At 63.1% G+C, this 26,112-nt stretch carries 24 protein-coding genes; 16 read left to right on the top strand and 8 right to left on the bottom strand.

From position 1 onward, the window contains the following. Positions 1-61: 61 nt before the first annotated feature. The 5 genes from U5A65_RS08805 to U5A65_RS08825 all read right to left on the bottom strand — a co-directional run bounded on the left by U5A65_RS08805 (position 62) and on the right by U5A65_RS08825 (position 6,692). Positions 62-1,339: a winged helix-turn-helix domain-containing protein gene (locus tag U5A65_RS08805; RefSeq protein ID WP_321933994.1), complete on the bottom strand. Its 1,278-nt coding sequence runs from the start codon at positions 1,337-1,339 to the stop codon at positions 62-64. Continuing rightward, entirely contained in the window at positions 1,332-3,077 is a 1,746-nt protein-coding gene (locus U5A65_RS08810) for an FAD-dependent oxidoreductase (protein ID WP_321946040.1), read from the bottom strand. The genes U5A65_RS08805 and U5A65_RS08810 overlap by 8 nt, the downstream gene beginning before the upstream one ends. A gap of 46 nt (positions 3,078-3,123) precedes the next feature. Further along, the gene (locus U5A65_RS08815; protein WP_321946042.1) at positions 3,124-4,113 is read right to left on the bottom strand and encodes a DedA family protein/thiosulfate sulfurtransferase GlpE; all 990 of its coding nucleotides are present in this window, start codon (positions 4,111-4,113) and stop codon (positions 3,124-3,126) included. Positions 4,114-4,370: 257 nt separating this feature from the next. Further along, positions 4,371-4,616, bottom strand: coding sequence for a hypothetical protein (locus U5A65_RS08820; protein WP_028207914.1), 246 nt, complete (start codon positions 4,614-4,616; stop codon positions 4,371-4,373). 426 nt (positions 4,617-5,042) lie between these two features. Further along, entirely contained in the window at positions 5,043-6,692 is a 1,650-nt protein-coding gene (locus U5A65_RS08825; RefSeq protein ID WP_321946043.1) for a methyl-accepting chemotaxis protein, read from the bottom strand. Between the two features lie 1,080 nt (positions 6,693-7,772). Here U5A65_RS08825 and U5A65_RS08830 point away from each other — a divergent pair. The 5 genes from U5A65_RS08830 to U5A65_RS08850 all read left to right on the top strand — a co-directional run bounded on the left by U5A65_RS08830 (position 7,773) and on the right by U5A65_RS08850 (position 11,040). Next, the gene (locus U5A65_RS08830; protein WP_321933990.1) at positions 7,773-8,300 is read left to right on the top strand and encodes a PAAR domain-containing protein; all 528 of its coding nucleotides are present in this window, start codon (positions 7,773-7,775) and stop codon (positions 8,298-8,300) included. 2 nt (positions 8,301-8,302) lie between these two features. Further along, the gene (locus tag U5A65_RS08835; RefSeq protein ID WP_321946044.1) at positions 8,303-8,425 is read left to right on the top strand and encodes a hypothetical protein; all 123 of its coding nucleotides are present in this window, start codon (positions 8,303-8,305) and stop codon (positions 8,423-8,425) included. Continuing rightward, a complete protein-coding gene (locus tag U5A65_RS08840; RefSeq protein WP_321933988.1) occupies positions 8,425-9,000 on the top strand; it encodes a lysozyme in 576 nt (191 codons plus the stop codon). The genes U5A65_RS08835 and U5A65_RS08840 overlap by 1 nt, the downstream gene beginning before the upstream one ends. Positions 9,001-9,714: 714 nt before the next feature. Continuing rightward, positions 9,715-10,026: a hypothetical protein gene (locus tag U5A65_RS08845; protein WP_321933987.1), complete on the top strand. Its 312-nt coding sequence runs from the start codon at positions 9,715-9,717 to the stop codon at positions 10,024-10,026. Positions 10,027-10,140: 114 nt separating this feature from the next. Continuing rightward, complete coding sequence (locus tag U5A65_RS08850) at positions 10,141-11,040, top strand: transporter substrate-binding domain-containing protein (RefSeq protein ID WP_415764450.1); 900 nt, start codon at positions 10,141-10,143, stop codon at positions 11,038-11,040. Between the two features lie 54 nt (positions 11,041-11,094). Here the strand turns inward: U5A65_RS08850 and U5A65_RS08855 are convergent, their stop codons facing one another. Beyond that, positions 11,095-12,390 carry a gallate dioxygenase gene (locus U5A65_RS08855; RefSeq protein WP_321946045.1) on the bottom strand — a complete coding sequence of 432 codons (1,296 nt, stop codon included), beginning with the start codon at positions 12,388-12,390 and terminating at the stop codon, positions 11,095-11,097. 108 nt (positions 12,391-12,498) lie between these two features. On the opposite strand from U5A65_RS08855, the gene U5A65_RS08860 reads away from it, so the two are divergent. From U5A65_RS08860 to U5A65_RS08875, 4 genes are all read left to right on the top strand, one after another. Next, positions 12,499-13,500 (top strand): LysR substrate-binding domain-containing protein, encoded by a 1,002-nt coding sequence (locus U5A65_RS08860; protein WP_321946047.1) that lies wholly within the window; start codon positions 12,499-12,501, stop codon positions 13,498-13,500. Positions 13,501-13,877: 377 nt separating this feature from the next. Next, positions 13,878-16,115 carry a TonB-dependent siderophore receptor gene (locus U5A65_RS08865; protein WP_321946048.1) on the top strand — a complete coding sequence of 746 codons (2,238 nt, stop codon included), beginning with the start codon at positions 13,878-13,880 and terminating at the stop codon, positions 16,113-16,115. A 140-nt stretch (positions 16,116-16,255) separates the two neighbouring features. Continuing rightward, the gene (locus U5A65_RS08870; protein WP_321933983.1) at positions 16,256-16,939 is read left to right on the top strand and encodes a Fe2+-dependent dioxygenase; all 684 of its coding nucleotides are present in this window, start codon (positions 16,256-16,258) and stop codon (positions 16,937-16,939) included. Further along, positions 16,936-17,646, top strand: coding sequence for a PepSY-associated TM helix domain-containing protein (locus U5A65_RS08875; protein ID WP_321933982.1), 711 nt, complete (start codon positions 16,936-16,938; stop codon positions 17,644-17,646). The genes U5A65_RS08870 and U5A65_RS08875 overlap by 4 nt, the downstream gene beginning before the upstream one ends. Before the next feature lie 59 nt (positions 17,647-17,705). On the opposite strand, the gene cobF is transcribed toward U5A65_RS08875, so the two are convergent. Continuing rightward, positions 17,706-18,479, bottom strand: a complete 774-nt coding sequence (cobF, locus tag U5A65_RS08880; RefSeq protein ID WP_321946049.1) for a precorrin-6A synthase (deacetylating) — start codon at positions 18,477-18,479, stop codon at positions 17,706-17,708. A 161-nt stretch (positions 18,480-18,640) separates the two neighbouring features. Between cobF and U5A65_RS08885 the strand changes: the two genes are divergently transcribed. Then, complete coding sequence (locus U5A65_RS08885) at positions 18,641-19,228, top strand: LysE family translocator (protein WP_321946050.1); 588 nt, start codon at positions 18,641-18,643, stop codon at positions 19,226-19,228. A gap of 28 nt (positions 19,229-19,256) precedes the next feature. On the opposite strand, the gene U5A65_RS08890 is transcribed toward U5A65_RS08885, so the two are convergent. Beyond that, a complete protein-coding gene (locus tag U5A65_RS08890; protein ID WP_321946051.1) occupies positions 19,257-20,084 on the bottom strand; it encodes an AraC family transcriptional regulator in 828 nt (275 codons plus the stop codon). A gap of 135 nt (positions 20,085-20,219) precedes the next feature. Between U5A65_RS08890 and U5A65_RS08895 the strand changes: the two genes are divergently transcribed. The 6 genes from U5A65_RS08895 to U5A65_RS08920 all read left to right on the top strand — a co-directional run bounded on the left by U5A65_RS08895 (position 20,220) and on the right by U5A65_RS08920 (position 26,039). Next, positions 20,220-20,762 (top strand): GNAT family N-acetyltransferase, encoded by a 543-nt coding sequence (locus tag U5A65_RS08895; RefSeq protein ID WP_321946052.1) that lies wholly within the window; start codon positions 20,220-20,222, stop codon positions 20,760-20,762. Between the two features lie 202 nt (positions 20,763-20,964). Further along, positions 20,965-23,334 carry a HAMP domain-containing protein gene (locus U5A65_RS08900; protein WP_321933979.1) on the top strand — a complete coding sequence of 790 codons (2,370 nt, stop codon included), beginning with the start codon at positions 20,965-20,967 and terminating at the stop codon, positions 23,332-23,334. A 3-nt stretch (positions 23,335-23,337) separates the two neighbouring features. Next, positions 23,338-24,099 carry a methyl-accepting chemotaxis protein gene (locus tag U5A65_RS08905; RefSeq protein WP_415764454.1) on the top strand — a complete coding sequence of 254 codons (762 nt, stop codon included), beginning with the start codon at positions 23,338-23,340 and terminating at the stop codon, positions 24,097-24,099. Then, complete coding sequence (locus U5A65_RS08910) at positions 24,096-24,629, top strand: hypothetical protein (protein WP_321933978.1); 534 nt, start codon at positions 24,096-24,098, stop codon at positions 24,627-24,629. Before U5A65_RS08905 ends, U5A65_RS08910 begins: the two co-directional genes overlap by 4 nt. A 17-nt stretch (positions 24,630-24,646) precedes the next feature. Then, the gene (locus tag U5A65_RS08915) at positions 24,647-25,633 is read left to right on the top strand and encodes a chemotaxis protein CheX (RefSeq protein ID WP_321914432.1); all 987 of its coding nucleotides are present in this window, start codon (positions 24,647-24,649) and stop codon (positions 25,631-25,633) included. Positions 25,634-25,673: 40 nt separating this feature from the next. Then, positions 25,674-26,039, top strand: a complete 366-nt coding sequence (locus tag U5A65_RS08920; RefSeq protein WP_028229743.1) for a response regulator — start codon at positions 25,674-25,676, stop codon at positions 26,037-26,039. The last annotated feature ends 73 nt before the right edge of the window (positions 26,040-26,112 follow it).

The following is a 26,112-nucleotide window of genomic DNA, read 5'->3' on the forward strand; positions in this document are numbered from 1 at the left end:
TTCCCAACGCGTGCGGCTGCGCTGTTGCCAACCAGCTTTCGCCAATCCGGCAGCCGTACGCTCACACAGCCAGCAGGGCGGCCGCAAGGCCGTCCGGCGCGGCGCCGATGCGCAGTTCCGGCGTGCCGTGCCAGTCCGCGCAACGTTGCAGCGCCCGGCGCAAGTCGGCCACCAGACGGCCACTCGCGCGCACGCCGGGCTCCAGATGCAGCGACTTCACCTCGAACACCTGTTGCCCTCGATGCGCCTTGGCGTCGACACGCCCGATAAGCCGTCCGCGGTTCAAGATCGGCAGTACGAAGTAACCGTACCTGCGCTTCGCAGCCGGCACGTAGCATTCCATGGCGTAGTCGAAGTCGAATAGCGCCAGCGCGCGCTTGCGGTCCCACACGACCGGGTCGAAAGGCGAGAGCAGGGACGTGACTGTGGAGGCGAGCTTGCCGCTCGCCGCGTCGTCGATGAGCGGGGCGTGCTCGCGATGCACGAACGCGTCGTGCTTCCAGCCTTCCACGCGCACCGGCAGCAACTCGCCCGCGTCGGCGAGCGCATGCAGCGCTTCGGCATACGGGCGGCGCGGCAGGCGGAAGTAATCGGCGGCCCAGTCCGCACGGATCACGCCGAGCGCGCGGCAGGAGCGCAAGAGCAGTTCGCGTTCCGCTTCGGCGCGCGGCGGCAGATCGCGCGCGTCGTTCCAGTTTGGCAACACGCGCTCGGCCACGTCGTACACGCGCTGGAAGTTGTGCCGCTGGGCCACCATCAGCGCGCCGGTTGCGAACAGCACTTCCAGATGCCGCTTCTCCGGCTTCCAGTCCCACCAGCCGTTGCCCTTGTCGCCCTCGGCGCGTGCAAAGTCGGCGGAACGCACGGCGCCATCGGCGCGAATGCGTTCGAGCAGCGCATCGATTTCCTCGCGGTATTGGTCGTGCCACTCGGCCGCGTATTTCCAGCCCATGCCGGAAGGATCGAGCATGCGATGGCGCATTAGCCCGTAGTCTTCGATCGGCAGGAAACACGCCTCGTGCGCCCAGTACTCGAACAGGCGCCCTTGCGCGAGATGCGCGTCGAGCCAGGCCGGCTCGAACGCGCCAATGCGGCTGAACAGCACGAAATAAGGACTGCGCGCGACCACATGGATCGTGTCGATCTGCAATTGCGCCATGCGGCGGATGGCGTCGAGCACGTCGTCCTGCGTTGCCTTGCGGCGAGGCGGCGCGAGCAGCCCTTGCGCCGCGAGGTGCAGCGTGCGCGCCGCCGCGAGCGGCAGAACTAGTGGCGAACCGGCGTCGGCAACCTTCGGCGCTTCTGCAATATCAGCAACGTTCGCACCGCGCTCACGCATGGACGCCCGCAACAACCGTCACCGGCCGCAGCGCCGCGAGCCGTTGATGGATCTGCGCGACCACGGCCGCGCCTTCGCCCACCGCGGCGGCCACGCGCTTGGTCGAGCCCGCGCGCGCGTCGCCGATTGCGTAGACGCCCTCCACCGAAGTCGCGAGGCTGCACGACTCGTTGTCGCCCGTCAGCACGAAGCCGTGCGGGTCGAGCTTCACGCCGCACTCGCGCAGCCAGCCCGTGTTCGGGTCGGCGCCCGTGAAGAGGAACAGGTGGCGCGAATCGAAATGGTCGATGCCTTCCGGGCACGGCGTCTTCAAACGCACCGACGTGAGCGTGCCGCCGTCATCGCCCAGGCCGCCGATCTCGCTGCGTCCGTGCACCCGCACGTTCGCGAGCGACGCAATCCGGTCGATCAGATAGCGCGACATCGTCGATTCGAATCCGGTCTTGCGGATCAGCACGTCAATCTGGCGCGCATGCGTGGAGAGGTAGACGATCGCCTGGCCCGCCGAATTGCCGCCGCCTACCAGCACGACGTTCTCGTGCTTGCAGAGTTTCGCCTCGACCGGCGAGGCCCAGTAATAGATCCCGCGCCCCGTATAGCGGTCGATGCCCTCGATCGCGGGCTTGCGGTACACCGCGCCGCTCGCGATCACCACGGTATGCGCGCGCACGTCGCCGCTGCAGGTTTCGAGCCGGCGCGGTTCCTCATCGCAGAACAGCCTGCGCACCGTGACCGGAATGGCCACGTGCGCGCCGAACTTCTGCGCCTGCACGAACGCGCGGCCCGCGAGCGCCTGGCCCGAGATGCCGGTGGGAAAGCCCAGGTAGTTTTCGATGCGCGAGCTTGCGCCCGCCTGGCCGCCCGGCGCGCGCGAATCGAGCACGATCACCGAAAGGCCCTCGGAGGCGGCGTACACCGCGGTGGCGAGACCGGCCGGGCCCGCGCCCACCACGGCGACGTCGTAGACGCGCTGGCCGTCGAGCTCGGGCAGGATGCCCAGACACGTGGCCAGTTCGGGCGCGCTGGGATGGCGCAGCACCGAGCCGTCGGGGCAGATCACGAGCGGCAGGTCTTCGCAGCGCGCGGCGAAACGCTCGACCACACAGAGCATGCCTTCGTCGCGTTCGTCGACCACCGAATACGGATGGCCGTTGCGCGAGAGAAAGCCTTGCAGCGAAACGAGTGAGGGATCGTCGTGCTTGCCCACGAGAATCGGGCCGCCCGCGCCCTTTTCGATGAGCGAGACGCGGCGCAGGATCAGCGCGCGCACGATGCGCTCGCCGAGCTCGGCTTCGGCGACGATGGCCGCGCGCAACTGCTCAGGCGGAATCAGGATCGCATCGACGGGTTCGAGCGCGAGGCCGTCCACGAGCGCCGGGCCGCCCGAAAGCTGGCCCACTTCGGCGAGGAAATGCCCGCGCCCATGTTCGACGATGAGCCGCTCGCGGCCCAGCCCGTCGCGCTGGAACACTTTGACCGAACCGGAGAGCAGCACGAACATGCCAGGACCGGTTTCGCCCGTGCGAAAGAGCAGATCGCCCGCCGCATAGTGGCGCTGCTCGCCGAAGCGGGCAAGGCGCGCGATTTCGTCGTCGGTGAGCTGCGGGAACATCTGGTGGCGCCGCGTGGAGAGCGTCGAGAACGGCGCATCGGCGGGTTGCGGCTGCGTGTCGGAGTGGCGGCTCGCGGAAGGAAGTTCCGCGGATTCCGGAACCTCGGCTTCGGTGATCGTGCCCATCTGGCGGTTCTCCTCGTGCGGGCGGCTCGGGAGCGGGCCGCCCGGATCAGACAGCTTTAGGCGTGATGTTGACCGGGACTTCGGCGTGGGCCATCAGCTGGAGCGACTCGAGCGTGCGGCCTGCATCGCGCCACGCATCGAGGCCGCCGAGGAGCGGCACCACATCGGTAAAGCCGGCCTCGACGAGCTTCTTCGCCATCCAGGCCGCGGAAATTTCATTGGGGCACGAGCAGTAGATCACGAGCTTCTGGTCGTTCGGATATTTGCCGACGATCTCCTCGAGCTTGCGCTCGTCGGCGAATACCGCGCCCGGAATGATGTACGGATCGAGCTTGCGCTTTTCTTCTGAGCGAATGTCGAACACCACGGGCGGCGGCTTGCCGCCCATCGCATGAAAGAGATCCTCCACCGTGATGCGTGCGCTCGCGAGCTTTTTGATGAGTTGCCGGCGGCGCTGCCAACGGTAGGTCGCGTAGAGCAACAGCAGCACGACCACCACGACAGCGGCAAAGCGCCCAAGGCGGCTTGCACCGGCGAGCATCATGTCGATCTGCGGTGCGAACATCACGCCGATAAGCAGCCCGGTGCCGGACCACAGCGCCGCGCCGATGCCGTCGAAGCCGACGAACTGGCGGTAGGGCACGCCCATCGCGCCGGCCAACGGCACGGAAACAAGCGACAGTCCCGGCACGAACTTGGCGATGGCGAGCACGCGCACGCCCCAGCGGCCGAAAAAGCGTTCGGTCTTTTTTACGCAGGTGTCGCGCGAAAGCGAGAGTTTGCAGAGCGTCTTGAGCGTGTTGCCGCCGTAGAGGCGCCCGGCCATGAACCACACGCTGTCGCCGATCAGCATGGCGAAGATGGCGAGCCCGAGCACCGGCGCGACCTGCTGGCCGATCGATCCGGGATGCATGGCCGCCATCGCGCCGAACAACACGAGCGCGGGCATCGCGGGCACGGGCAGCCCTAGCGATCCGGCGAGCACATTGATAAACACCAGCGCAGGCCCGTACTGCGCGATGAGGTCATGTAGCATCGGCTTACTTCCGTTGCGCGTTTAAGCGATGAACGGGAAAGATAGGAGGGTAACGTAAAGATTATGGACGCATTTCGTAGGCGTGCAAGCGACCCCCTGTAGGAGCGCGTGCGAATGCCTGCCGTGTGCGGCGGGCATGTGAAAAAAGCGCCGGATTGAGAAGCGGTGGTCGCGCTGGGCGCGAGATGAGCGGAAAGCGTCAGAACGCGGCACACGAGACGATGCGTGCCGCGCTCGTGACGCCTTTTTCCGTGCGCTTAGCGCGTGTGTGATTCCCCGGGCAGCTCGGCACCTTGTGCGCGAATTGCCGCGATCAGCTCGGCCGGCGTGATTTCGTAACGCACTTCGCGATGGATGCCAGGCTTGCGCTCGTCGACTTCGACCAGCAAGAGGCTTTTGCCGTCGGCCGCCGATTCGAGGCGCAGTGAACGCAGTTCGCGTCCGGTCGCGTCGTCATGCTCGGTGAGCAGGGTCATGTTTCCGGAAGACCCGGTCGTGCGCATTGATATTGTCCTCGTGCGTTGGGTGGTCGAGCCATTGTACGGGGTCGGCTGCACGGCGTGTTTATGCAAGTGAGCGCCGACACACACAGCGAGATCGCTGTGCCGCGACCCTGGCCAGCCAGTGTAACGCGACTCGCCGCCACGCCGCCCGTTTTTGCGCGCCCTGCAACGGGCCATGCGAAATGCGTTGCGCGTTGCACCGCTGTCATGGTTGCGAAGCAAAGCGATGCCAGGCGAGAGGCGGGCGCAACAGAAAAAACGGCTCACCCGGGCAGGCCAGGTGAGCCGTTGAAACGCCGTTGTTACTCGGATCAGCAAACCGTGGTACGGCTTGCTGACGGTTTTCATGGTGCCGCCCGGGCGCCGCACTGTCGAGATGGGACTAACGCCGATCTCTCAGACCATTGGGACCGGCAGCCGAGGTCGTTATGCTGCGATCTCCCCGGCCGTTTCGGCGAGATTGACGCTCTCGCGGCGTGCGGGTGTGCGAGCGTGCTTCGAGCGCTTTGCCGCTTCCGCGCCCGCGACGGTAAAGAGGCGTACGGCTTCGTCGAGCACGTCGGCCTGTTCGGCGAGCCGCATCGCCGTGGCGGCGGCCTGTTCGACGAGCGCGGCGTTCTGCTGCGTGGCGCTGTCCAGATGCGCCACGGCCTGATTGACCTGGCGGATGCCCTCGGCCTGCTCGCCGCTCGCGTTTGCGACCTCGGTGATGATCGACGAGACGCGGCTCACGGCTTCGTCGATCGAGCGCATCTGCGCAGTCGTGTTGCCGACGAGCCGCGTGCCCTCGGCAATCTCGTTCACGCTCGCGTCCACGACCTGCTTGATCTCCTTGGCCGACGCCGCGCAGCGCTGCGCGAGCATGCGCACCTCGCCCGCCACCACGGCGAACGAGCGGCCCGCTTCGCCCGCGCGCGCGGCTTCGACGGCGGCGTTGAGCGCGAGGATATTGGTCTGGAACGCGATACCGTCGATCACGCCGGTGATGTCGCTGATGCGGCGCGAAGCGTCGGTGATGCCCGACATCGTGCGCTCCATCTGCGCCGCGATCGAACCGCCCTCGGCGGCGGCGGACTGCGCGTCGCGCGCGAGATCGAGCGCGCGGGCGCTCGCTTCGGCATTGGCCTGCACGGTGGTCGTGAGTTGATCCATCGTGGCCGCGGTTTCTTCGAGCGATGCGGCCTGCATTTCCGTGCGGCGCGAGAGATCGAGATTGCCGCTCGAGATTTCGTGCGCGGCGTCGAGCATGCCGTCGATCTGCGAACGCACGTCGAACACGATCGCCGTGAGATTGGCCTGCAACTGGTTGAGCGCCTGGAGTACGTCGCCGAGATCGTCGTTCGTGGCGACCGCGAGCGTGGCCGTGAGGTCGCCCGCGGCCATGCGCAAGGAGGCCGTGGTCATTTGCGCGAGCGGCGCGCCGAGATGGCGCGTGGTGAGGCGCCAGGCGCCGAGCGCGCACACGCAGGCGGCGCCGAACGCGCCCCAGAAGGGCAGCGGCGGCAGACCTTGCCAGGCGGCGACGCCGGCAGCGGCGAACACGGTGGGCACGGCGCCATAGCCGAACGCGATGCGCGTGGCGATAGGCACGCGCAGCAGCGACTGCAGCGCGCCCACGAGGCCCGTGCGCACCACGGAGCCGTGGCGCAGCCGCACGCCTTGCAGACGGCCCTCGCGCATTTGCGCGTAGAAGGCTTCGGCGGTGCGGACTTCCTCGCGCGTGGGTTTCACGCGCACGCTCAGATAGCCGACCACCGTGCCTTGCTCGGAGACGGGCGTGACGTTCGCGCGCACCCAGTAGTGGTCGCCGGACTTGCGGCGGTTCTTGACGATCGCGGTCCAGGGGCGACCTTCACGGACGGTTTCCCACAGATCGGCGAATGCTTCTGCCGGCATGTCCGGATGCCGGATGATGTTATGCGCCTTGCCGATCAGTTCTTCTTTCGTAAAGCCGGATACCGCGACGAACGCAGGATTGCAGTACTGAATGCGGCCCTTGAGGTCGGTGGCCGAGACGAGCATCTGCGAAGCGGGATAGTCGAATTCCTGTTGCGTGACGGGTTGATTGTTGCGCATGAGATTCCTTCGATGGGGTCCGCTTGAGACCCAACAACACAGCGAGGCATAACGGCATTTCCCTTACAAACTTTAGGGGTATGCGTATTGTTGGGGCGCGTGAGGCGATCTGCGCGCAACGGGAAAATCCGTTGTGCTATCAATGGATTGGCGCGGATGTTGGGGGGTGTATGCACAGACTTTTCCCCGTTAACTGTGGACAAGTCCATTGCCTCCAAAACGTGCAACTTCTCTGTCGCGTGGTGCATTGGTGTTTGCGATCAACGGCTTAGCTTCGCTGTCCAGAAGTTGTGCACAGGGCTGCCAACAAAATCTGTGGAAAAGGTGGGTGGGTTTCGAGGGCGTTCGAGCTGCCGTTGCTGCGATTGGGAACGCTGTGGGTTAACTGAAACGCATCAAGGACTTGATGCGGTCTTCCAAGGGTTACGCACAGGGCTGCCAACAAAATTTGTGGGTAACTTTGGGCGGCTTTGTGCGAGTTCCATGAACTTCTGTTCCGCTCAGATTCAAAATGCTCACCTGTTGGCTTCGGCTCAGACAACAATCCAACCAGACCATCTGTTTTGTGCGGACAACCAATCGATGATCATCAGCGGACACGTGTTGCTCAAGCGCTCCGCCGCCGATCATGACCGCACACTGGCTGAAGGCAGTGGCCCGCCCGGCAATGCGGTGCCGCGTCTGCCGGAGACACACCCGATCTGCCAACCCTGTTCAGTGCACGTTGCCCCTCGTTTCCTGTTATCGAGCGCGCCCTGAATTGGATGAACATGCCAGGAACAACTGCAAGCGTTTAAAGCGCACATCCCGTCCCATCGAACTGGCGTAGCAGGCCGCCAAGGTGTATCCCCAGTTCTCGCTAGCGCGTGGTTGATTGACGACGCTCAAGCAGTGTCGGTATGTCTCAATGTGTTCATGTGCAATGAATCGGACTGCGTACCGATTTGGGAATTGTCCTGTTGTGAGCGGTTAGCGTGTCCATCCAGCATAGGGGCATCGCCGATCGCGTTGCGGCGCCGGCACGATACATGGAGTAATGGAAATGTCAGACCGACAGGAGCGACACGTTGGGGTGGCCGCATGAGACGAGCCATTCTGAAACTTGGAGACAAGACAACGTCTGACGGTGTTGTACTCGAAGGCATCGACAGTTGCAGGCACCACGGCACGCCAATGACGTTCATCGGCGCGAAGATATGGTGTCCCGCGTGCAATTCGGAAGGCGTGATTGGCTGGAAGGGGCCGCACCGGAAGGCAACCATGATGGGCAAGCAGCAGGCCGTGGAAGGCGATATCTGCCTGTGCAACTGCGATCCGCCGCCGGTACTCCTGGCCTCGCAGAACAGCGCCTGGCATGTGTTCGATGCGCACGAGTTGGGAGAAGCAACGGGTGCAGGTCAGTCGATGGCTGGCAGCGATCCCGGCAGATATGACGAACAAATTGCGCTCAGGGACGGCAACGGGCGCCCGCTCGCGGATACGTACTACACGCTACGTCTACCAAATGGCGCCTTGATTCACGGCACTACCGACCGCGCAGGCCGCACTGCGAGACATGTAACGGATGGCGCGAGAAGTATCGCTATTTTTCTCGGTCACAGGGGGTAGGCATGTTTGATCGACTCGTTGCAGACGGCAGCAGCACCACTACGGGTGGTGAAATGATTGGCCGTATTAACCAATACAACAAGGCCGGGAAGAAAAATCACTTTGGTCACAGACAGGAGGCGTAATGCCTGACGCACTTTGTGTCGTAACGACGAACACCGATCCTAACTCAATCGTCACGGCCTACACACAGCGCTTTTGCAAGCCGTGGACTATAAGTGACGATGGCATTTCGTTCATTGCCGTTTGGGAGTCGGGAGTTTTGAATGGAGTCTATAAAGGCCATGAGGTAACAGAGGGATTCATCCTTACGGCGTACCTTGACAACGTTGGCATCCCAACGGTGGGGTGTGGACATCGTATTTATCCTGCCGACAAGATAAAAGTGGGTGATACGATCAGTCTTGAGCGCGCCCGCGCGTTTAAAAAGAAGGCTATTGATCGTGTAGAGGATCGAATAAATTCAGATGTTAAGGTTCCGTTATTTCAGTTCGAATATGACGCTCTCGCAAGCATCATCTTTAATTGCGGTCACAACGACGGAGCAAAGGAGATTGTCAAAAAAACAAACGCGGCCGAATATCGAGAAATGTTCGACTATATATTGAAATATCGCGTCGGCACAAATAAGGGTGTTGGACATCGACGCTTCGCCGAAGCGCGGTTGTTTGCAGCGGGAGTTTATGATGCTTCTCACTAGGACGCATGTTACCTGTCTCGTGTCGATTTTTATGCTTTCCGGGGCTGCCTCCGCTAAGACCAGTTCCGATTGCTTAAAGCATTTAGGCGGGGGCTATGGCGATGCGCTATGTTATCGAGCCCTGAGTATTGATTTACTCGCAGAAAACGAAAAATTGTATAGAAGCGTTCGTGCCACTATACCCGCTCGAAACGATCACGCTACGTTGCTTGATCAATATGTGATAGCGGAGAGCTCGGCTACAAAATTCTGCAATTTGCAGCGCGATGCCGGGTCGAAATGGGAGAAATCGCCTGATGGATCAATGTTTCCAGCAATATACGAACAGTGTGTTTACGAAACGCGAGTTGCCCAGAATAAGTTCCTTCGTAGTTTGTCGGATATGGTGAAATGGTAACCATCAACCCCGTTCTAATCTGCAAGGAAATATGAAAATTCGAACCTAATATATCTACCCGATGTCGCTATGGTTTGCCGTGCGCAAGTGCTTTGCGAGCACTGGTCTGTTCGTTGAGTCAGCGTGGATTGGTGACGGATAAGAAAACGGACCGCTCATATTCACGTCGCGCATTCTCGTTCTCCGCCTTGGGAAACGTGGTGGATTCGTCTTGCCAACCAACCAGGTTTCCACAGCCCCACAAGTTTTCAGGATGAACAATTTCGAGCCGGTGCGAAGATACCCGCCCCTCGTCCCCCAGGCCGCCGGTCCTTGCCATGAAACTCCCCATGTTATTCAAGTCGCTGTTCGATTTCGAAGCGGATACCCCGGCGCTCGATGTGCCGCCTGAGCCTCCAGTGGAGGAGCCGAATCCTCAACCGGAACCGGCCCCGCACCCGCAAGCCGAATCTGTTCAGCCCGACGAACCGAAACACGACCCCGACCCACTGCTCAACAGTATCGACACCCTAGGCAAGATCGTTCTCGCCCTCGACGCACAGCTTCGCGCCGAGCGCAGCAGTAGCGCTCAGCTGCGCAACTGCCTGACCGACGAACTGACATCGCTCCAAACAGCGCTCCTCCACTAACGACTTAACCTTGAGTTATGTCGACGCAACCGATTTCATTTGCCGCATCGCTGCGAGCCATGAATACTCGGGTACGGCGCAAGAAACGCCGAGAGACCATCCGGAGGAGACTCGATGAAAAAGGTTGCAACGCTCGCAGCAGTCGTCATGGGATGCACGTATCTCGCGCCGGTTCAGGCGCAAGACACCACGAGCGCTACCCTTAAAAAAATCCGCGATACAGGCGTGATTTCCCTGGGCGTACGGGAATCGTCGGTGCCGTTTTCCTACTACGACAGCGAGCAGCACACGATCGGCTATGCGCAGGATATCGCGCTGAAGATCGTCGACGAGGTGAAAAAGGAACTGAAGCTCGACAAGCTCACGGTCAAGGAAATTCCGATCACTTCGCAGAACCGCATTACGCTGGTCCAAAACGGCACGATCGATATCGAGTGCGGCTCGACCACGCACACGAGAGATCGCGACAACCAGGTGGCGTTCACGAACAGCTTCTTCCAATACGGCGTGCGCCTGATTGCGAAGAAGGATTCGGGGATCAAGGACTTTCCCGATCTGGCGGGCAAGACGGTCGTGACCACGGCGGGCACGTCGGAGGACCGGCTGCTGCGCGAGATGAACAACGACAAGAAGATGGGCATGCAACTCATCGCCGCCAAAGACCACGCGGAGTCGTTTCTCAACGTGAAGACGGGGCGTGCGGTCGCCTTCGTCATGGACGAGCCGCTGTTGTACGGCGCGCGTGCCAAGGAGGCGAACCAGCAGGACTACCTGATCACCGGCACGCCGCCGCTCTCCGAGGTCTATGGCTGCATGGTGCGCAAAGACGACCCCGCCTTCAAGAAACTGGCCGATGGCGTGATCGCTCGCCTGCAGACTTCGGGTGACGCGGAGCGGCTGTACACCAAGTGGTTTACGCAGCCCGTTCCGCCCAAGGGGATGAACCTGAACTATCCGTTGTCCAACGAGAATCGGGAGCTGTTTGCGCATCCGAATGATCGGGCGCTCGATTGAGTGCAGGCTCGCGTATGAAAGCGGCGGCCGCACCCAGGCGGCCGCCACTAACGCTTACTTCGCTTCCCCTTCCTGCCATTCCTCGCTGGCTTCCACATCGCCCGCCACTGAGTAGAGCACGCGCGTATTGCGCGTCTTGAGAAAATCTTCAAGCGTCTCTCCGCGCATGGCCGCGTAGATGTGAAGATTCGAAGTCCCAACGACTGCGCCCAGCTTTTCCAGCATGAAGAAGATCACGCCGTAGTGAATCAGCCCGCGCCAGTCGCGGCGGCGCACGAGATCCTTTTCCTCTTCGCTCAGCCCGGCCTCGGCAAACGAGCGCTCCGGGTCCGCAAGAAATGCGCGCCGATGCCCCTCGTCGACCATCGCGTGCAGATACTTGTTAAGCCGGTACGCCTTCACACTCGATTCGAGCCCGAACGGATACGTGCCCTTAAGCTTCTCCGCGCCGGCCAGTTGCCGCGCCATGTGCTGGCGGTGCCGCGCCTGCGCCTCACCCGTTGGCGCCATCGCCGTGTTTTCGAGCACGAGCGTGCCGATGCCCGTCATCGAAGGCAGGTAGTAGCCGCTGTGCACCTTCTTCACGTTGCCGCTCAGCGCGCCGCGCATGATCAGCCACATGATGACCTCCGCGCCTTCGAGCCCGCCCAGTTGTGCGTACTCCGCATGCGTCATCTCCGCGAGCGCTTGCGGGTCGTTCGTGATGGCGTCGAGGAAGCGGTGGTCCCAGTCCACGTTGTTGAAGCCCGCGTGTTCGCCGTGCACCTGGTGCGAGAGGCCGCCCGTCGCCATCACCACCACGCGCAGGTCCTCGGGATAACTCTCGATCGCGCGTCGCAACGCCTGGCCGAGCTTGAAGCAACGGCGGGCGGTAGGAATCGGGAACTGCAGCACGCCCACCTGCAGCGGCACCACGCGCGTGGGCCAGCCCGTTTCCGTGCGGTCGAGCAGCGCTGACATCGGCGAGAAGAAGCCGTGGTCGAGCGGCTTGTCCTGGAAGAACGACATGTCGAACTCGTCGCTCATGAGGCTCGTGCCGATATGCCGTGCGAGCGCCGCGTGTCCGCCAATGCCGGGCAGGTCGCGTACGCCACCGCCTTCGTCGGCGACCTGGTATTCGTTGCCGATGCCGAGCGCGAACGCCGAGTAATGGTCGAAGAAGAACGACGTCACGTGGTCGTTGTAGACGTAGACGATGGCGTCGGGCTGCTGTTCGCGCAGCCAGCGCTTGACCGGCTCGAAGCTCTCGAAGATCGGCGCCCAAGCCGGATCCTGCTCCTTGTGCGCGTCGTGCGCGAAGCCGATGGTCGGGGTGTGCGAAACGGCGATGCCGCCAACGATCGTGGCCATGTCTCCCTGCTCCTTGTTTGCGAGTGGTTGATATCAATGGCGCCAATGTAGGGTTGACGGGAGGTTATGTAAATTGACTTATTCTCGAAAATTTCATAACGTCAGGTTATGGAAAATAAAGAATTCCGGCGGCGTGCGAAGGCCGACATCGATGCAGACGCCGCCCGCGAAGCGGCGGAAGAGGCAAAGCGGCAACTCGCGTCGAGGCTGCGTCTGCGGCATTTGAACTGTTTTGTGGCGATTGCTCAGGAGCGCACGCTCGCACGCGCGGCGGCGCGTTTGCATTTGAGTCAGCCAGCCGTTTCGAAGACGCTCGTGGAGCTCGAACAATGGGCGGGCGCGCGTCTCGTCGAACGCGGGCGAAACGGCGCGGCGCTCACGGTGCAGGGCGAGCGCTTCCTGCGCTATGCGCTCGACGCGACGCGCGCGGTCGAGGCGTCCGCTCTCGCACTCGCGCGGCAGGACGCGCACGCAGCGCCAGCGGTGCGCCTTGGCGCACTGCCAACCGTGGCGACGGCGTTGCTGCCGGAAGCGCTCCTGCGTTTCAAGGCGTTGCGTCCGCAAGTGGGTGTGAAAATTCATACCGACTCGAATGCCGAGCTGCTGCGTGCAGTGAAAGCCGGCGAGCTCGACTTGATGGTGGGGCGCATGGCCGAGCCGGCGATGTTGCAGGGCGTGTCGTTCGAATATCTCTACACGGAATCGCTCCTCGTCGTCGTGCGCGCGGGGCATCCTCTCGCGAACGAAAGCGGCGCGCCCTCGCTTGGCGCCGTGCTCGGCTTTCCGCTCGTGATCGCGGGCGAGCGCACCGCGCCGCGCCATCACACCGAGGCGTTTTTCGAAACGCACGGCTTCGCCGTGCCTGAAGGCGCGATCGAAACGCAATCGGCTTCGGTGGCGCGCTTGATCGTCGCGGGTTCGGACGCCGTGTGGGTCGTGCCGCAGCGCGTCGCGCAAAGTGACATCGACGCTGGGCTGCTCGTGCAGATCGACGTGCCGGCCCCGCAGGGCGTGGAGCCGATCGGCATTCTTAGGCGCAGCACCGCGACGCTCGACGAAACAATTGGTGTCCTCGCGCAGCAATTGCGCGAATGCGCTCAAGCGGTGTGATACGTGCATCGTATTTAATTGGAAGTGCGAATTAATTTGAATGTACCGCTGACCAGGATTCATCGGATGAATTCAGGGCGCACCGACTCGCTTCGAATCACGAAAATTACATTTACCTTAACGATGACGAGCCTTTCCAATCACCCCACCCAACTGTTGTTCATATACCGAAATCAATTGAAAGAGACTGAAATATATGGAATGATATCGATTCTCATTACCGCGAAACTCTCCGCGGCCAAACAACAAGACCAGCCAGCCTAGCGTCGTTTCCCTCGGTCCTTTCGGGGCGGCCCAGCCAGCCAATTCACCCGCGTCGTCCGCGCCCGTTTTGCGCGCGTCGCACGGCCGGGTCGTATGCCTTGCACAGGGACCTCATGCTGAACCGGACGCCGCTCGCGAGTGCGCTCGCGCTGACCTTTGCTGTACCTTTCGCTACGACTGCACTCGCGCAAAGCGCGCCTGCCACCGCAGCTGCCACTGCAGCCACTGCCGCTTCGGGGGCGGCCGCCGCGCAGAGCAATCAGACGTTCCAGACCGCGCAGGCGGAAAGCGCCACGAACAACGCCACGCTGCCCACGATCTCCGTGTCGGGCCAAAGCGATGCCCAGGATTTCCAGGCGGAACGTTCGACCGTAGGCGCGAAAACGCCCACAGCGCTGCGCGATATTCCGCAGTCGGTCACGGTCATCAACAAGGCGGTGATGCAGTCGCAGGGCGCCACGTCGTTCCAGGATGCGCTGCGCAACGCGCCCGGCATCACGATCGGCGGCGCGGAAGGCGGCCAGATCGGCAACAACATCAACCTGCGCGGTTTCACGGCGCAAAACGACATTTACCTCGACGGCTTTCGCGACCGCAACCAGTACTACCGCGACACCTTCGACCTCGAGTCGATCGAAGTGCTCTACGGCCCCTCGTCGATGCTGTTCGGCCGCGGCTCCACGGGCGGCGTGATCAACCAGGTCACGAAGCAGGCGAACCTCAAGCCGCTCACTGAAGTGTCGACGACCATCGGCACCGACGACCGCTATCGCGCGACGCTCGACGTGAACCGTCCGCTCGGCGATCACGCGGCCTTCCGTCTCAATGCGTTCGGCCAGTCGATGGGCTCCACGCGCGATGTGATGAAGAACAAGGACTACGGTTTCGCGCCGGAGCTGCGTTTTGGCATTGGCACGCCGACCGAGGTCACGATCTCGGCGCTCATCCAGCACAACTACGACATGCCGGACTACGGCGTGCAGGCCGTCAACGGCCATCCGTTCGCGCCTTCGAAGAGCACGTTCTATGGCCTCACCGACGACCGCACGATCCAGGATGTGCAAACGGTTCAGGCGCGCGTGGACCATCGTTTCAACGACCAGTTCAAGATCACTAACCAGACGCAGTTCTCGCACTCGCTCACCGACGCGCGCGAGACCGCGCCCGGAGCGGTGCTAACGGGCCCGCTCGCTTCGAGCACGGCCCTCAAGAACGGCAACTTCACGAACCTGCCGCTCGAAGACCTGTACATCAAGCTTGCGAGCCACGACCGCGTGATCGAGAACCACTCGATCTACAACGATACGATGGCGCAATACAAGTTCACGACAGGCTTCCTGAAGCACGAGATGCTCGCGGGCATCGAGCTGGGCCACGACAGCTACACGAATCAGGCTTCCACGCGCAACAACCTGCCGATTCTCTCGCTGCTCAACCCGGTCTATATTTCGACGCCCTCGAACGTCACGACAACGGTAGGCAATCACGCGGAGTCGGGCGCAAACACGTTCGCCGCGTACTTCAACGAAACCATGTCGATCGGCGAGCACTGGAAGCTCATTGGCGGCGTGCGTTGGGATCGCTTCCAGGCCCATATTGCCAACACGATCAGCGCGCCGCTCTACGCGGACCAGACCAATACGTTCACGAGCGTGCGTGCCGGGGCGATCTATCAGCCGACCGACTGGCAGTCGTACTACTTCTCGTACGGCACGTCGTTCGATCCGTCGCTCGAAGCGCTCACGGTCACGAACAATACGCAGAACCTCTCGCCCGAACATACCAAGTCGTACGAAGTGGGCGCGAAGTGGGACCTGCTGGGCGGCAATCTTTCGGTTACCTCAGCATTCTTCCAGCAGGAGATGGACAACGCGCGCACGCAAACGTCGACGGGCGAGTACACGCTCGAAGGCGACATTCGCGTGCGTGGCTTCCAGGCGGGCGCAACCGGCCACATTACCAACAAGTGGCAGGTGTTCGCGGGCTACACGTATATGGACGGCGTGGTTCTCAAGGCGCTCGACGGCACCCAGGGCAACACGCCGGCGAATACGCCGCGCAATACCTTCACGCTGTGGACCACGTATGCATTCACGCCGCATTGGGAAATTGGCGGCGGCCCGACCTATATGTCGGCGCGTTACGCAGCGAACACGAATTACGTGGAAGTCGGCGGTTATACGCGCTGGGACGCAATGGCCGCGTACCACGAGAAGAAGTGGGACGTGCGGCTGAATCTGTTGAACCTGACCAACAAGTTCTACTACGACGCCCTCATCCAGTCGGACGGCGGACGTTCGGTGCCGGGCATTGGCCGCACGTTCCTTGCGACGGCCGACTACCGGTTCTGATTGCGGCGCCTTACGCGTGCGCCGACCTTTTTGCGTGCCGTCACGCGAAGCCCGCATAATGCGGGCTTTTTGCGTCACTGCGTGCAGGCGCACGAACGCGGCTGCTTTGCCGCTTATGCGGCACAACGAAGGAATTGACGATGCTGGTTCACGTCCCCAATGTACTGACGCCTGAGCAGGTTCACGCGCTGCGCGCACGCCTCGACAACGCAGGCGACGCCTGGGTGGACGGCCGCGCGACGGCCGGCTGGTCCGGCGCGCCCGTCAAGCGCAACGTGCAGATCGCCGAGCACACGCCCATCGCACGGGAGCTTGGCGACATGGTGCTCGCGGCCATCGAGCGCAATCCGCTCTTTATTAGCGCGGCGCTGCCGAATCAGGTGTATCCGCCGCTCTTCAACCGTTATGAAGGCGGCATGACGTTCGGCAGCCACGTGGATGGCGCCGTGCGCGTGCTGCCCAACGGCGTGAAGCTGCGCACCGACGTTTCGTGCACGCTTTTTCTCTCGTCGCCCGACGAATACGAGGGCGGCGAACTCGTGGTCGAAGACACCTATGGCGTGCAGGAAGTGAAGCTGCCGGCGGGCGACATGATCGTGTATCCGGCCACGAGCCTGCACCAGGTCACGCCGGTCACGCGCGGCGCGCGCGTGGCGAGCTTCTTCTGGGTGCAAAGCCTCGTGCGCGACGACACGAAGCGCGCACTGCTCTTCGACATGGACACCGCTATCCAGCGCCTGAACGCAAGCGACGCCGACGCTCAGGCGCGGCGCAGCCTCGTGGGCTGCTACCACAATCTTTTGCGACTTTGGAGTGAAACATGAGCTTTCCCGATACCGCCGAGATCGACGCGACGGCAACGCCGCGCACACGTCTCGACGTCGAACAGCGCGAGGAGCGCACGAAGCGCTCGCGCCGCGCGACCTTCATCAAGTGGCTGCGCAAGGTGCACGGCTGGGTGGGTCTGTGGGGCGCGGCGCTCGGCCTGCTGTTCGGCGCAACGGGGTTCGTGCTCAACCATCGCGCCGAGCCGCTGCGCATCTCTCCTGGCGCCCCCCAAGTCTCGACGGTGCAGATCGCCGTGCCGGACCCCGCCCCCGAAACACCGCGCGAAATGGTGAAATGGTTGCGTGCGCAACCTGATTTGAAGCTTCCGGCGCGCATGGGTCGCGTGCAGAAGGAGCCTGAGCACAACGTGGCCTGGGGCGATCGCACAGTCGTGCAGCCCGAACATTGGCAGATGATGTTCACGTCGCCCGGCGAGAGCGTGATGGTCGAGTACTGGGTGGACGACGACAAGCTCACGCTCAAGCGCAACGACAACTCGCTCGTCTCGACGATTACCAACCTGCACAAGGGTACGGGCATGAGCGTGGGCTGGGTGCTGTTCATCGACAGCTTCGCCGGGGCGCTCATTCTGCTTTCGCTCACGGGCGTGCTGCTGTGGACGGAGCTGAACAAACGCAAGACGGTGGGCGCTGTGCTGCTGTTCGGTTCGATTATCGTGGCGGTGTGCGTGGGCCTCGCGTAAGCGGCAACGCGTGAATCAGCAAACGGGCGCGAACGTCAATGTTCGCGCCCGTTTCTCTTTCAGTCCTTCATGCCGCGTTTGCGCAGCAAATACGTGTCCATGATCCATCCGTTCGCCTCGCGCGCCTGTGCGCGCACGCGGACGATCTCGTCTTTCACGTCTTCCAGGCGGCCCGACATCAGGATCTCGTCTGGCGTGCCGACATAAGCACCCCAGTAGATGTCGAGGTCCTCGCCCGGGAGCTGCGCATACGCGTTTTGCGCGTCGAGCATGACCAACGCGCTTTCCACGTCCTGCGGAAAGCCACCCTCCGCGAGCCGTCTACCTGTCGTGATGCTTACCGGCTTGCCGATGAAGTTCAGCGGCACGCGATGCTTCGCCGCGAGCGCCTGCACGCTGCTGATGCCCGGAATCACCTCGAAGTCGAACGCCAGCCTGCCATCGGCGAGAACGGAATCGAGAATGCGGATCGTGCTGTCGTAGAGCGACGGATCGCCCCAGACGAGAAACGCGCCGCATTGGCCGTCCGTCAATTCTTCTTCGATCAGGCGCTCGAATACGCGCTGCTTGTCGCGATTGAGCTCGTCCACGGCGGTCTTGTAATCGAGGCCTTCATCGCGGCGCCGCTCGGGGCTCGTCGCTTCCACGATGCGATAGTCGTGGTCCTTGATGAAGCGCGCGCAGATTTCCTTGCGCAGCGCGACGAGTTTGTCCTTGGCCGCGCCCTTGTCCATCACGAAGAACACGTCGGCGGCGTTGAGCGCTTCGATTGCCTGGACGGTCAGGTACTTCGGGTCGCCCGCGCCAATGCCGATGATAAGGATCTTTTTCACGTTGCAGTTCCGGAAATGAAGTCGTCGGTGCGGCGCAATGATAGCGCGAGTTCCGCGCTGTACCGCGCCCGCCCGCAGGGGCAATTTTCTTCAATACGCCAGCGTTGCGCACGTCTACCCTCTGCGCTTACTGATCGCCCATGGGCGTAGCGAGGAAAACTGTGAGCACTGCCTTGTCGATGGCCGCCTTCGCGCTGGCCACTTCCATCACCCCTGGACCCGTCAATATTGTTGCGTTGAGCGCGGGCGCGCGCTACGGGCTGCGCGCGAGCCTGCGCCACGTTACCGGCGCGACCGCGGGCTTCGTGTTGCTGTTGCTGCTGATCGGCCTTGGCATGCACGAACTGTTGACGCGCGTGCCGTTTCTCACGCGCGGGCTCGAATGGGCGGGCGTGGCTTTCCTGCTGTACGTTGCGTACCGGCTCGTCACCGACGATGGCCGCATCGACTCCCCGAACGCGTCGCGCGGCCCCTCGCTGCTGGTGGGCGCCACGATGCAGTGGCTCAACCCGAAGGCATGGCTCGCCTCGGTGGCGGGCATGGGCTTGTACGTGGCTTCCGGCGAAAGCGCGCTGGTCTGGCAGTTCGCTGCGATCTACTACGTCGTGTGCTATGTGTCGATTGCGTGCTGGGCGTGGGCGGGCGCGTCGCTGCGTCAGGCGTTGCGCGAACCGTCGCGCGTGCGCTTCGTGAACCGAGCGATGGCGTTGTTGCTTGCCGGCAGTGCGGTTTGGCTGGTGCTTGCCTGAATGCGCGACGACGACGTTGGCCAGCAAGTTAGCCGCGATACTGGCCTGGCGTTGCAGCGACGAACTGGCGGAACGCGCGTTGCAAATGCGCCTGATCGGCGAAACCGGCCTCGGCCGCGACATCCGCGATGGCGTGCCCGCGGCGCAGTTGCGCGCGGCTGAACTCGATACGACGATTCACGACATACGCATGCGGTGTCATGCCGTATTGCTCGCGAAACGCGCGAATGAGGTACGAGGGCGAAAGATCGGCTGCGGCGCAAATCTCTCCGAGCTTGAGCGCGCGCGTGTAATTGCCGTCGATGAATTCTGCGGCGCGTGCGAGGCGTTCGTTCGGCTCGCGTGCACTGACCGGCGCAGGATTGAGCGACTGCTGGAGCCTGGAGAAATACGCTACGGCCGCACATTCCTTGCGCAATGCCGACTCCTGAGGATCGACGAGCAGGTCGTAGAGCGCGTTGAGTCCATCGAACACATCGCGCTCCCAGCTCAAGGTCTGCTCGAATGGGCGGAAACCTTCGTGCGCGCCGAAACCCAGATCGTGTTGCAGCTTCGCGAGCCACGCCGTGTCGAGATAGAACATGCGGTAGGCCCAGGGCTCGTCCGCGGCCGGATTGCATGCGTGCACAACTTCCGGGTTGATGACCACTACCGCGCCCGCACTGATGTGCGAGAGCGTGCTCCCGTTCAGGTAGGTGCTGCGCCCGCCCGTGACCGCGCCGATCGAGAACGTGCTGTGCGCGTGACGGCCATAGCGGACCTTGCGTCCGTCGGCGATGGCGCGCACTTCGATGAACGGCAGGTCAGCGTCGCGCCAGAAGTACGGTTGCGCGTCAGACGTTGCGGTTTGCGGCATGGGAGACCCCGGAGCGATGCTGCGCGCATGATGCGACGCGAAACTTCGATATTAGCGCAAGGCAAGAAGGGCGGGGGACGTGATAGGCTTGCTCGAACCGTTTGAGTCATTCCCTTTTATTGCCAGGCACTGCACATGAACGAAACGAAGCCAGTGAATACAATGATTCGCCCGCTGAACGAGCAAGATGCGGACGCGTTTCAATCCATGCGTTTGCGGGCGGCGGAGAATGACCCTCAGGGCATCGCGTCGACGGCCGATGAGATAAGGCAACTGAGCCGCTCACAAAATGAGGCGCGTATTCGTGTAACCGACGAGCAGATTGTTTTTGGGGCGTTCGAAGGCGACGCGCTCGTCGGTATTGTTGGATTACTGCGCGAGGTGCGCCAAAAACTCGCCCATAAGGCGCTGATCTGGGGCGTGTTTGTCGATCCGGCGCGACGGGGTGGCGGGATCGCAAAGAAGTTGATGGCAAGCGCAATCGAACATGCGCGCTCAATTGGCGTGCTGCAGGTCCATCTCGTCGTCAGCGCGCAGAACCCCCGCGCTCAGGCGCTCTACCGTTCATGCGGCTTCGTGCGCTACGGCGTCGAACCGCGCGGCCTGTGCATCGACGGCGAATATGCCGACGACGAACTCATGGTGCTGTTTCTCGACGACCCGGCGGCCCCGGACTAAGCGTAACGCCCATGCCGCCCAGCGCACAAAAGACAACAGCTATCAAGTGTGGTGTAACGCACAGCGTAATCGGCCGAATTATGCGGCAGTCATCATTTCGTCATACCTAAGCGTCGATAATCCACCGCGAATAAATTGGCCAACGTGTCCGAGCCGCGCAACCATAGCGCGGCCGGCGCGACGAAGGCCCGGGGATTTCGACATGACCATTCGTCACCGCATCACGCTACTCATCGTCCTGATGTTTGTCGCGTTGTCCGCCATCGGCGGCTACGCGGCCCTCCAGGCCCGCCGCAGTGCCACCGACGTCCGCCAGGTTACCCAGGGCGTCGTGCCGAGCGCTCTCGCATCGTCCGACCTCGTGGCGCTCGTGAAAGACGTGCAGCTCGCCACCATGACGCTCGTCTACGCGCCCGACGCCACGGTGGCGTCGCTCGCGCAGAACGAGCTCAAGGACAAGGAAGCCGCGCTGCGCGCCGCGCTCGACGTGCAGCGCAAGGCGGCCGCGAGCCACGCGCAGGAAGGCCTCGTCTCGCAAGCGCAGGAAAGCCTCGCGAACTACTTCTCCGCCATCGACGACACCGCGAAGATGAAGGCGAGCGGCAAGAATGAGCTCGCGCAGGCCTATCTTTTCGCGAACGTCGCACAGTATCGCGACGAACTCGAAGGCATCGTCACGACGATGCGCGTGGAAAAGAACCGCCAGAAAGATGAAGCGATCCGCACGCTCAACAGCACGCTCGACACCACGACGAGCGCCATTGCCGGCGTGACGGGCGGCGCGGTGCTGCTGCTCACGCTGATCGGCGCGCTGCTGTACCGCCAGATCACGCGCCCGCTCTCGCACATGCAGGCCATGATGAGCGAGATTGCGTCGAGCCAGGACTTCACACGCCGCGTGCCCGTGGGCCGCATGGACGAAATCGGTCATTCGATCGTCGCCTTCAATGGCATGATCGAGAAGATCCAGCACAGCTCCGCGCAGCTCAAACGCAAGACCGCCGACATTCAGGCGATGCTGCAGAACATGCAGCAGGGCATTCTCACGGTCGTCGAAGGCGCGACGATCCACAACGAATATTCGGCGTATCTAGAGGCAATCTTCGAAACGAACGAGATTGCGGGCCGCTCGCTCATGGACCTCGTGTTCTCGCACTCGGATCTTGACGCCGACACGCTCTCGCAGATCGACGCCGCCGTGCACGCGTGCCTGGGCGAAGACGATGTGAACTTCGCGTTCAATCAGCATCTGCTCGTGAATGAAATCACGCGCACGCCGCCCGATGGCCGCGCGAAGGTGCTCGACCTGAGCTGGTCGGCGATCACCGACGAAAACGACGTGGTCGTGCGTCTCATGCTGTGCGTGCGCGACGTGACGGAACTGCGCGAACTCGCGGCCGAAGCCGGCGAGCAAAAGCGCCGCCTCGAGATGATCGGCGAGATTCTCGCGGTGAGCGAGGAGAAGTTCCAGCATTTCGTCGATAGCTCGACGAGCTTCATTCACGAAAACGAGCACATCATTCGTCAGCACGACTGCGCGGATACGAGCGCGATTGCCGCGCTGTTCCGCAACATGCACACGATCAAGGGCAACGCGCGTACGTACAGCCTGCAGCATCTCACGGGCGTGGTGCACGAGGTCGAGCAGCGCTACGACGCGCTGCGCCGCGAAGACACGAGCCACGCGTGGGACCAGCAGGCGCTGATCGCCGATCTGGAGCGCGTGAAGGCGGCGCTCGAGCACTATTCGAACATCAACGAGGTGAGCCTTGGGCGCGGCACGCGTGCGGCTGGCGCGCAGAACGGCGCGGCGAGCCTTGCGGTCTCGCGCGAAGCGATCGAACAGACGCTGCGCCTCGTCGATCGCACCGACGACAACGACCTGCCCGCGCTTCGCGCGATGCGCGCCGAACTGCGCGCCACGCTGCGCGCGATCGGCACCGAGCGCGTGGCCGACGTGCTCGCGAGCGTGACCGGCTCGCTGCCCTCGCTGGCACAGGAACTCGGCAAGGTCGAACCGGTGGTGAAGATCGAGGACCACGGTTATCGCCTGCGCAGCGAGGCTGCTGCCACGGTGAAGAACGTGTTCATGCACTTGCTGCGCAACTCGCTCGACCACGGCATTGAAATGCCGGCGCAACGCCGTGCGATTGGCAAGGACGAGTCGGGTCACATCGACATTGACGCAAATGTGCAGAACGGCGCACTGCACATGACGCTCGCCGACGACGGCCGAGGCCTCGCACTCGCGCGCATTCGCGGCATCGCGGTGGAGCGCGGCTGGCTTCAGGCGTACGAAGCGGTAAGCGACGAGGCGATCGCGGCATTCATTTTCCGCCCCGGCTTTTCGACGGCCGCGAACGTGACCGAAGTCTCGGGCCGCGGCGTGGGCATGGACGCGGTGCGCGACTTCCTCGAACGCGAGGGCGGCGCAATCGAACTGCGTTTCACCGACGAGTGCGCGGGGGCCGATTACCGGCATTTCCAGACCGTCGTGCGGTTGCCGCAGCAGTGGGCAGTGAAGATGGCGGATGCAACGCAAGCAAAGCAAGAGGAAGCGCTGGCGGGCTAGCGCATGGCGGGGGTGGCAGTGGTCTTACCGTATTTGATCGAAGGCGCGGCTCTTGTCGCGCTGGCCGCCGGCGTGCTCGCGGCGTGGCACAAGCGCGCGCAAACGCAGGCTCGAAACGCGGCGCGTGCGCAGGAAGCGGCGCACGCCGGTGCGCTCGCACAGGCGCAGGCGCGCCACGCGGCGCAGTGCGAAGACGCGGCGCGTGAAAACGCAGCCCTGGCCGGGCAGATCGAGTCGCTGCGCGCGGAACTCGCGCAGCGCCGGTCCGTGGCCGATGCGCTCGAAGCGTCGCTCGCAAGCGAGCGCGCGCAGCGCGACGACGCGATGCAGCACGCGGCGCGCATTGCGAGCGAGGCTTCGCGCCTGAAGCTCATGTCGTCGACGTTCGAGCGCTGGCACGAGCAGATGATCTCGCTGATGGCGCAGAACAACGACATGCACAAGAAGAACCAGGAGCTGTCGTCGATCGTGAGCCATGTGCTCATCGTCTCGCTCAACGCTTCGATCGAAGCGGCGCGCGCGGGCGCCGCGGGGCGCGGCTTCTCGATCGTGGCGGGCGAGGTGCGCTCGCTGGCCACGCGCTCGCAGGAATTGTCGAAGAGCTATCGCGACAGCCTGAACCGCAACGACCTGATCACGGCCGCGACGTTCCAGGACATCCAGGCGGGCGGCAAGATGATCGCGGCAACGCTCGCGAGCGTGGAAGCCTCGTCGCAACAGCTGCATCACCAGCTCGAAGCCACGCGCGCCGGGGCGCACGCATGATCGGCACGCACGCGAAGGACAGCATCGAGCGGATTTTTTTCGCGGCCGCGCGAATGCGTCTCGTGACCGACGCCCAGCACAGCTGCGAAATCGAGCCTCGCGTGGGCGAGGCGCCCCAGGGCGAGCACCTGGTCGTCCTGACGATTTCATCGATGCAGTTCCGCCTGCTCCTGCTCCTGCACTTCGAAGACGACGAGCGCACGCAGCGCTACTACGTAGCCGACGCCTCGCGCACGCTCACCGAATGCTTCATGGAGTTCGGCAACCTGTGCTGCGGGGCGATGAACCAGCAACTGGTCGAGCATTTTCCCGACCTCGGCATGTCCACGCCGTATGCGCTCAGCAGCGGGTGCCTGCCGTATCTGCGCGAATTGAAGCCGGATTATGTGCAGTCGTATGCGCTCACGATCGACCACGACGTGCGGCTCGGCGCCACGCTGTGCGTCTGCACGCAGGCGCCGCTCGATTTCGTGGCGAGCACCGCTGCCGTTGAAGCGCACGACAGCGCGGGTGAACTCGAATTGTTTTGAAGGCAGAGAACGGAAACATGAACGCGAACAAGCCAGTCAGCAAGCTGTTGCTGCTGGAAAGCGATACGGCGCGCGCCGAGGCAATTGCGCAAACGGCAGCCGCACACGATTGCGTGTGCGTGCCGGTGCGGCGCGAAGCGCTCTCGGCGGCGCTGAAGACGCACTACGATCTGGGCGGCGTGCTGCTGGGCGTTGACTTCGGTGGCACGTTCGAAGCCGCAGCAGCTGTGGCCGTCGCGCTGCAAGCCGAGCGCCCCGAACTGCCGGTCGTGTTGCGGCGCGCAGCCAACGAGCACAGCGATGCGCTGCCCGAACCATTGCGCCGCCTGCCGTGCGCAAGCTGGTACGAAAGCGAGCCTGAAACACTGGTCGCGGCGCTCGAAGCGCACGTGTTCTCGCACGACTACCCGGACCCGCTCGTGGACGGCATCACCGACATGACGCTCGGGCGCCTGCGCGGCCTCTTTCCCAGTCTTGAAGTGAACTGGGACACGCCGGGCATCGTGCGCGACCGCATCATCTTCGGCGAGGTGCTGACGCTCATTCCGATCGAGACGGCATGGTGCCGCGGCTGGCTCCTGATGCAGACCGAGGAGACGCCGCTGATCGAGCTGCTGCCACCGCGCGCGGGCCGCGACGAAGCGAGCGACTTCCGCGACGTGAATGGCGTGCTCGCCGAACTCACGAATCTCGTGTGGGGTGCGTTTCGCAACCGCTATCTGGGCAACGCACGCGCCGCCGACGAAGCGGGTTGGGGCCGCGCGCAGGTGCAGGTGCCGCTGCTCATCAATCATCGGCGGCGCTATTTGTCGTTTGGCTCCGACAATCCGCAGTTGTGCATCAAGTACCGGCTCACGTGCCCGAATACGGGCCGCGAAGTGGTGATAGACCAGCGCTTCGTGTTCAGCCTTGGCTGGTCGCGCGAAGGGTTTGACGAGACGGCCGCGCAGGCCGCCGCCGCCGCCGTGGAAGAGCAGGCCAGCGGCGAACTCGAATTATTTTGATCAAAGACGCGCCCTACACGGCGCGAAGGAGATGAACAGCATGGCAAAGATTCTGGTGGTGGACGATTCGAGCACGGTGCGCGACGAAGTGGCCGGTTTTCTGCGCAAGAACGGCCTCGACGTGGACACCGCGGTGGACGGCAAGGACGGCCTCGCGAAGCTGCGCTCGAACCCGGGCGTGAAGCTCGTGGTGAGCGATGTGAACATGCCGAACATGGACGGCCTCACGATGGTCGAGAAAATCCGCAGCGAACTGGCGAACACGGCCGTGAACGTGGTGATGCTGACCACGGAAAGCAGCCCTGCCATGAAGGAGCGCGGCAAGGCAGCGGGCGTGCGCGGCTGGATCGTGAAGCCTTTCAAGGGTGAAGCGGTGCTGGAAACGTTCCGCAAGCTGGCTAGCTGATTGCTTGCGGCGCTGCGGGTTCGGGCGCTCGTGCCGGCCGCCGGGCGGCTCCTTGCGATGGCCGAAGGAGCCG

Origin of the sequence: Paraburkholderia sp. J10-1, from assembly GCF_905220165.1 — a bacterium.
GTDB lineage: Bacteria > Pseudomonadota > Gammaproteobacteria > Burkholderiales > Burkholderiaceae > Paraburkholderia.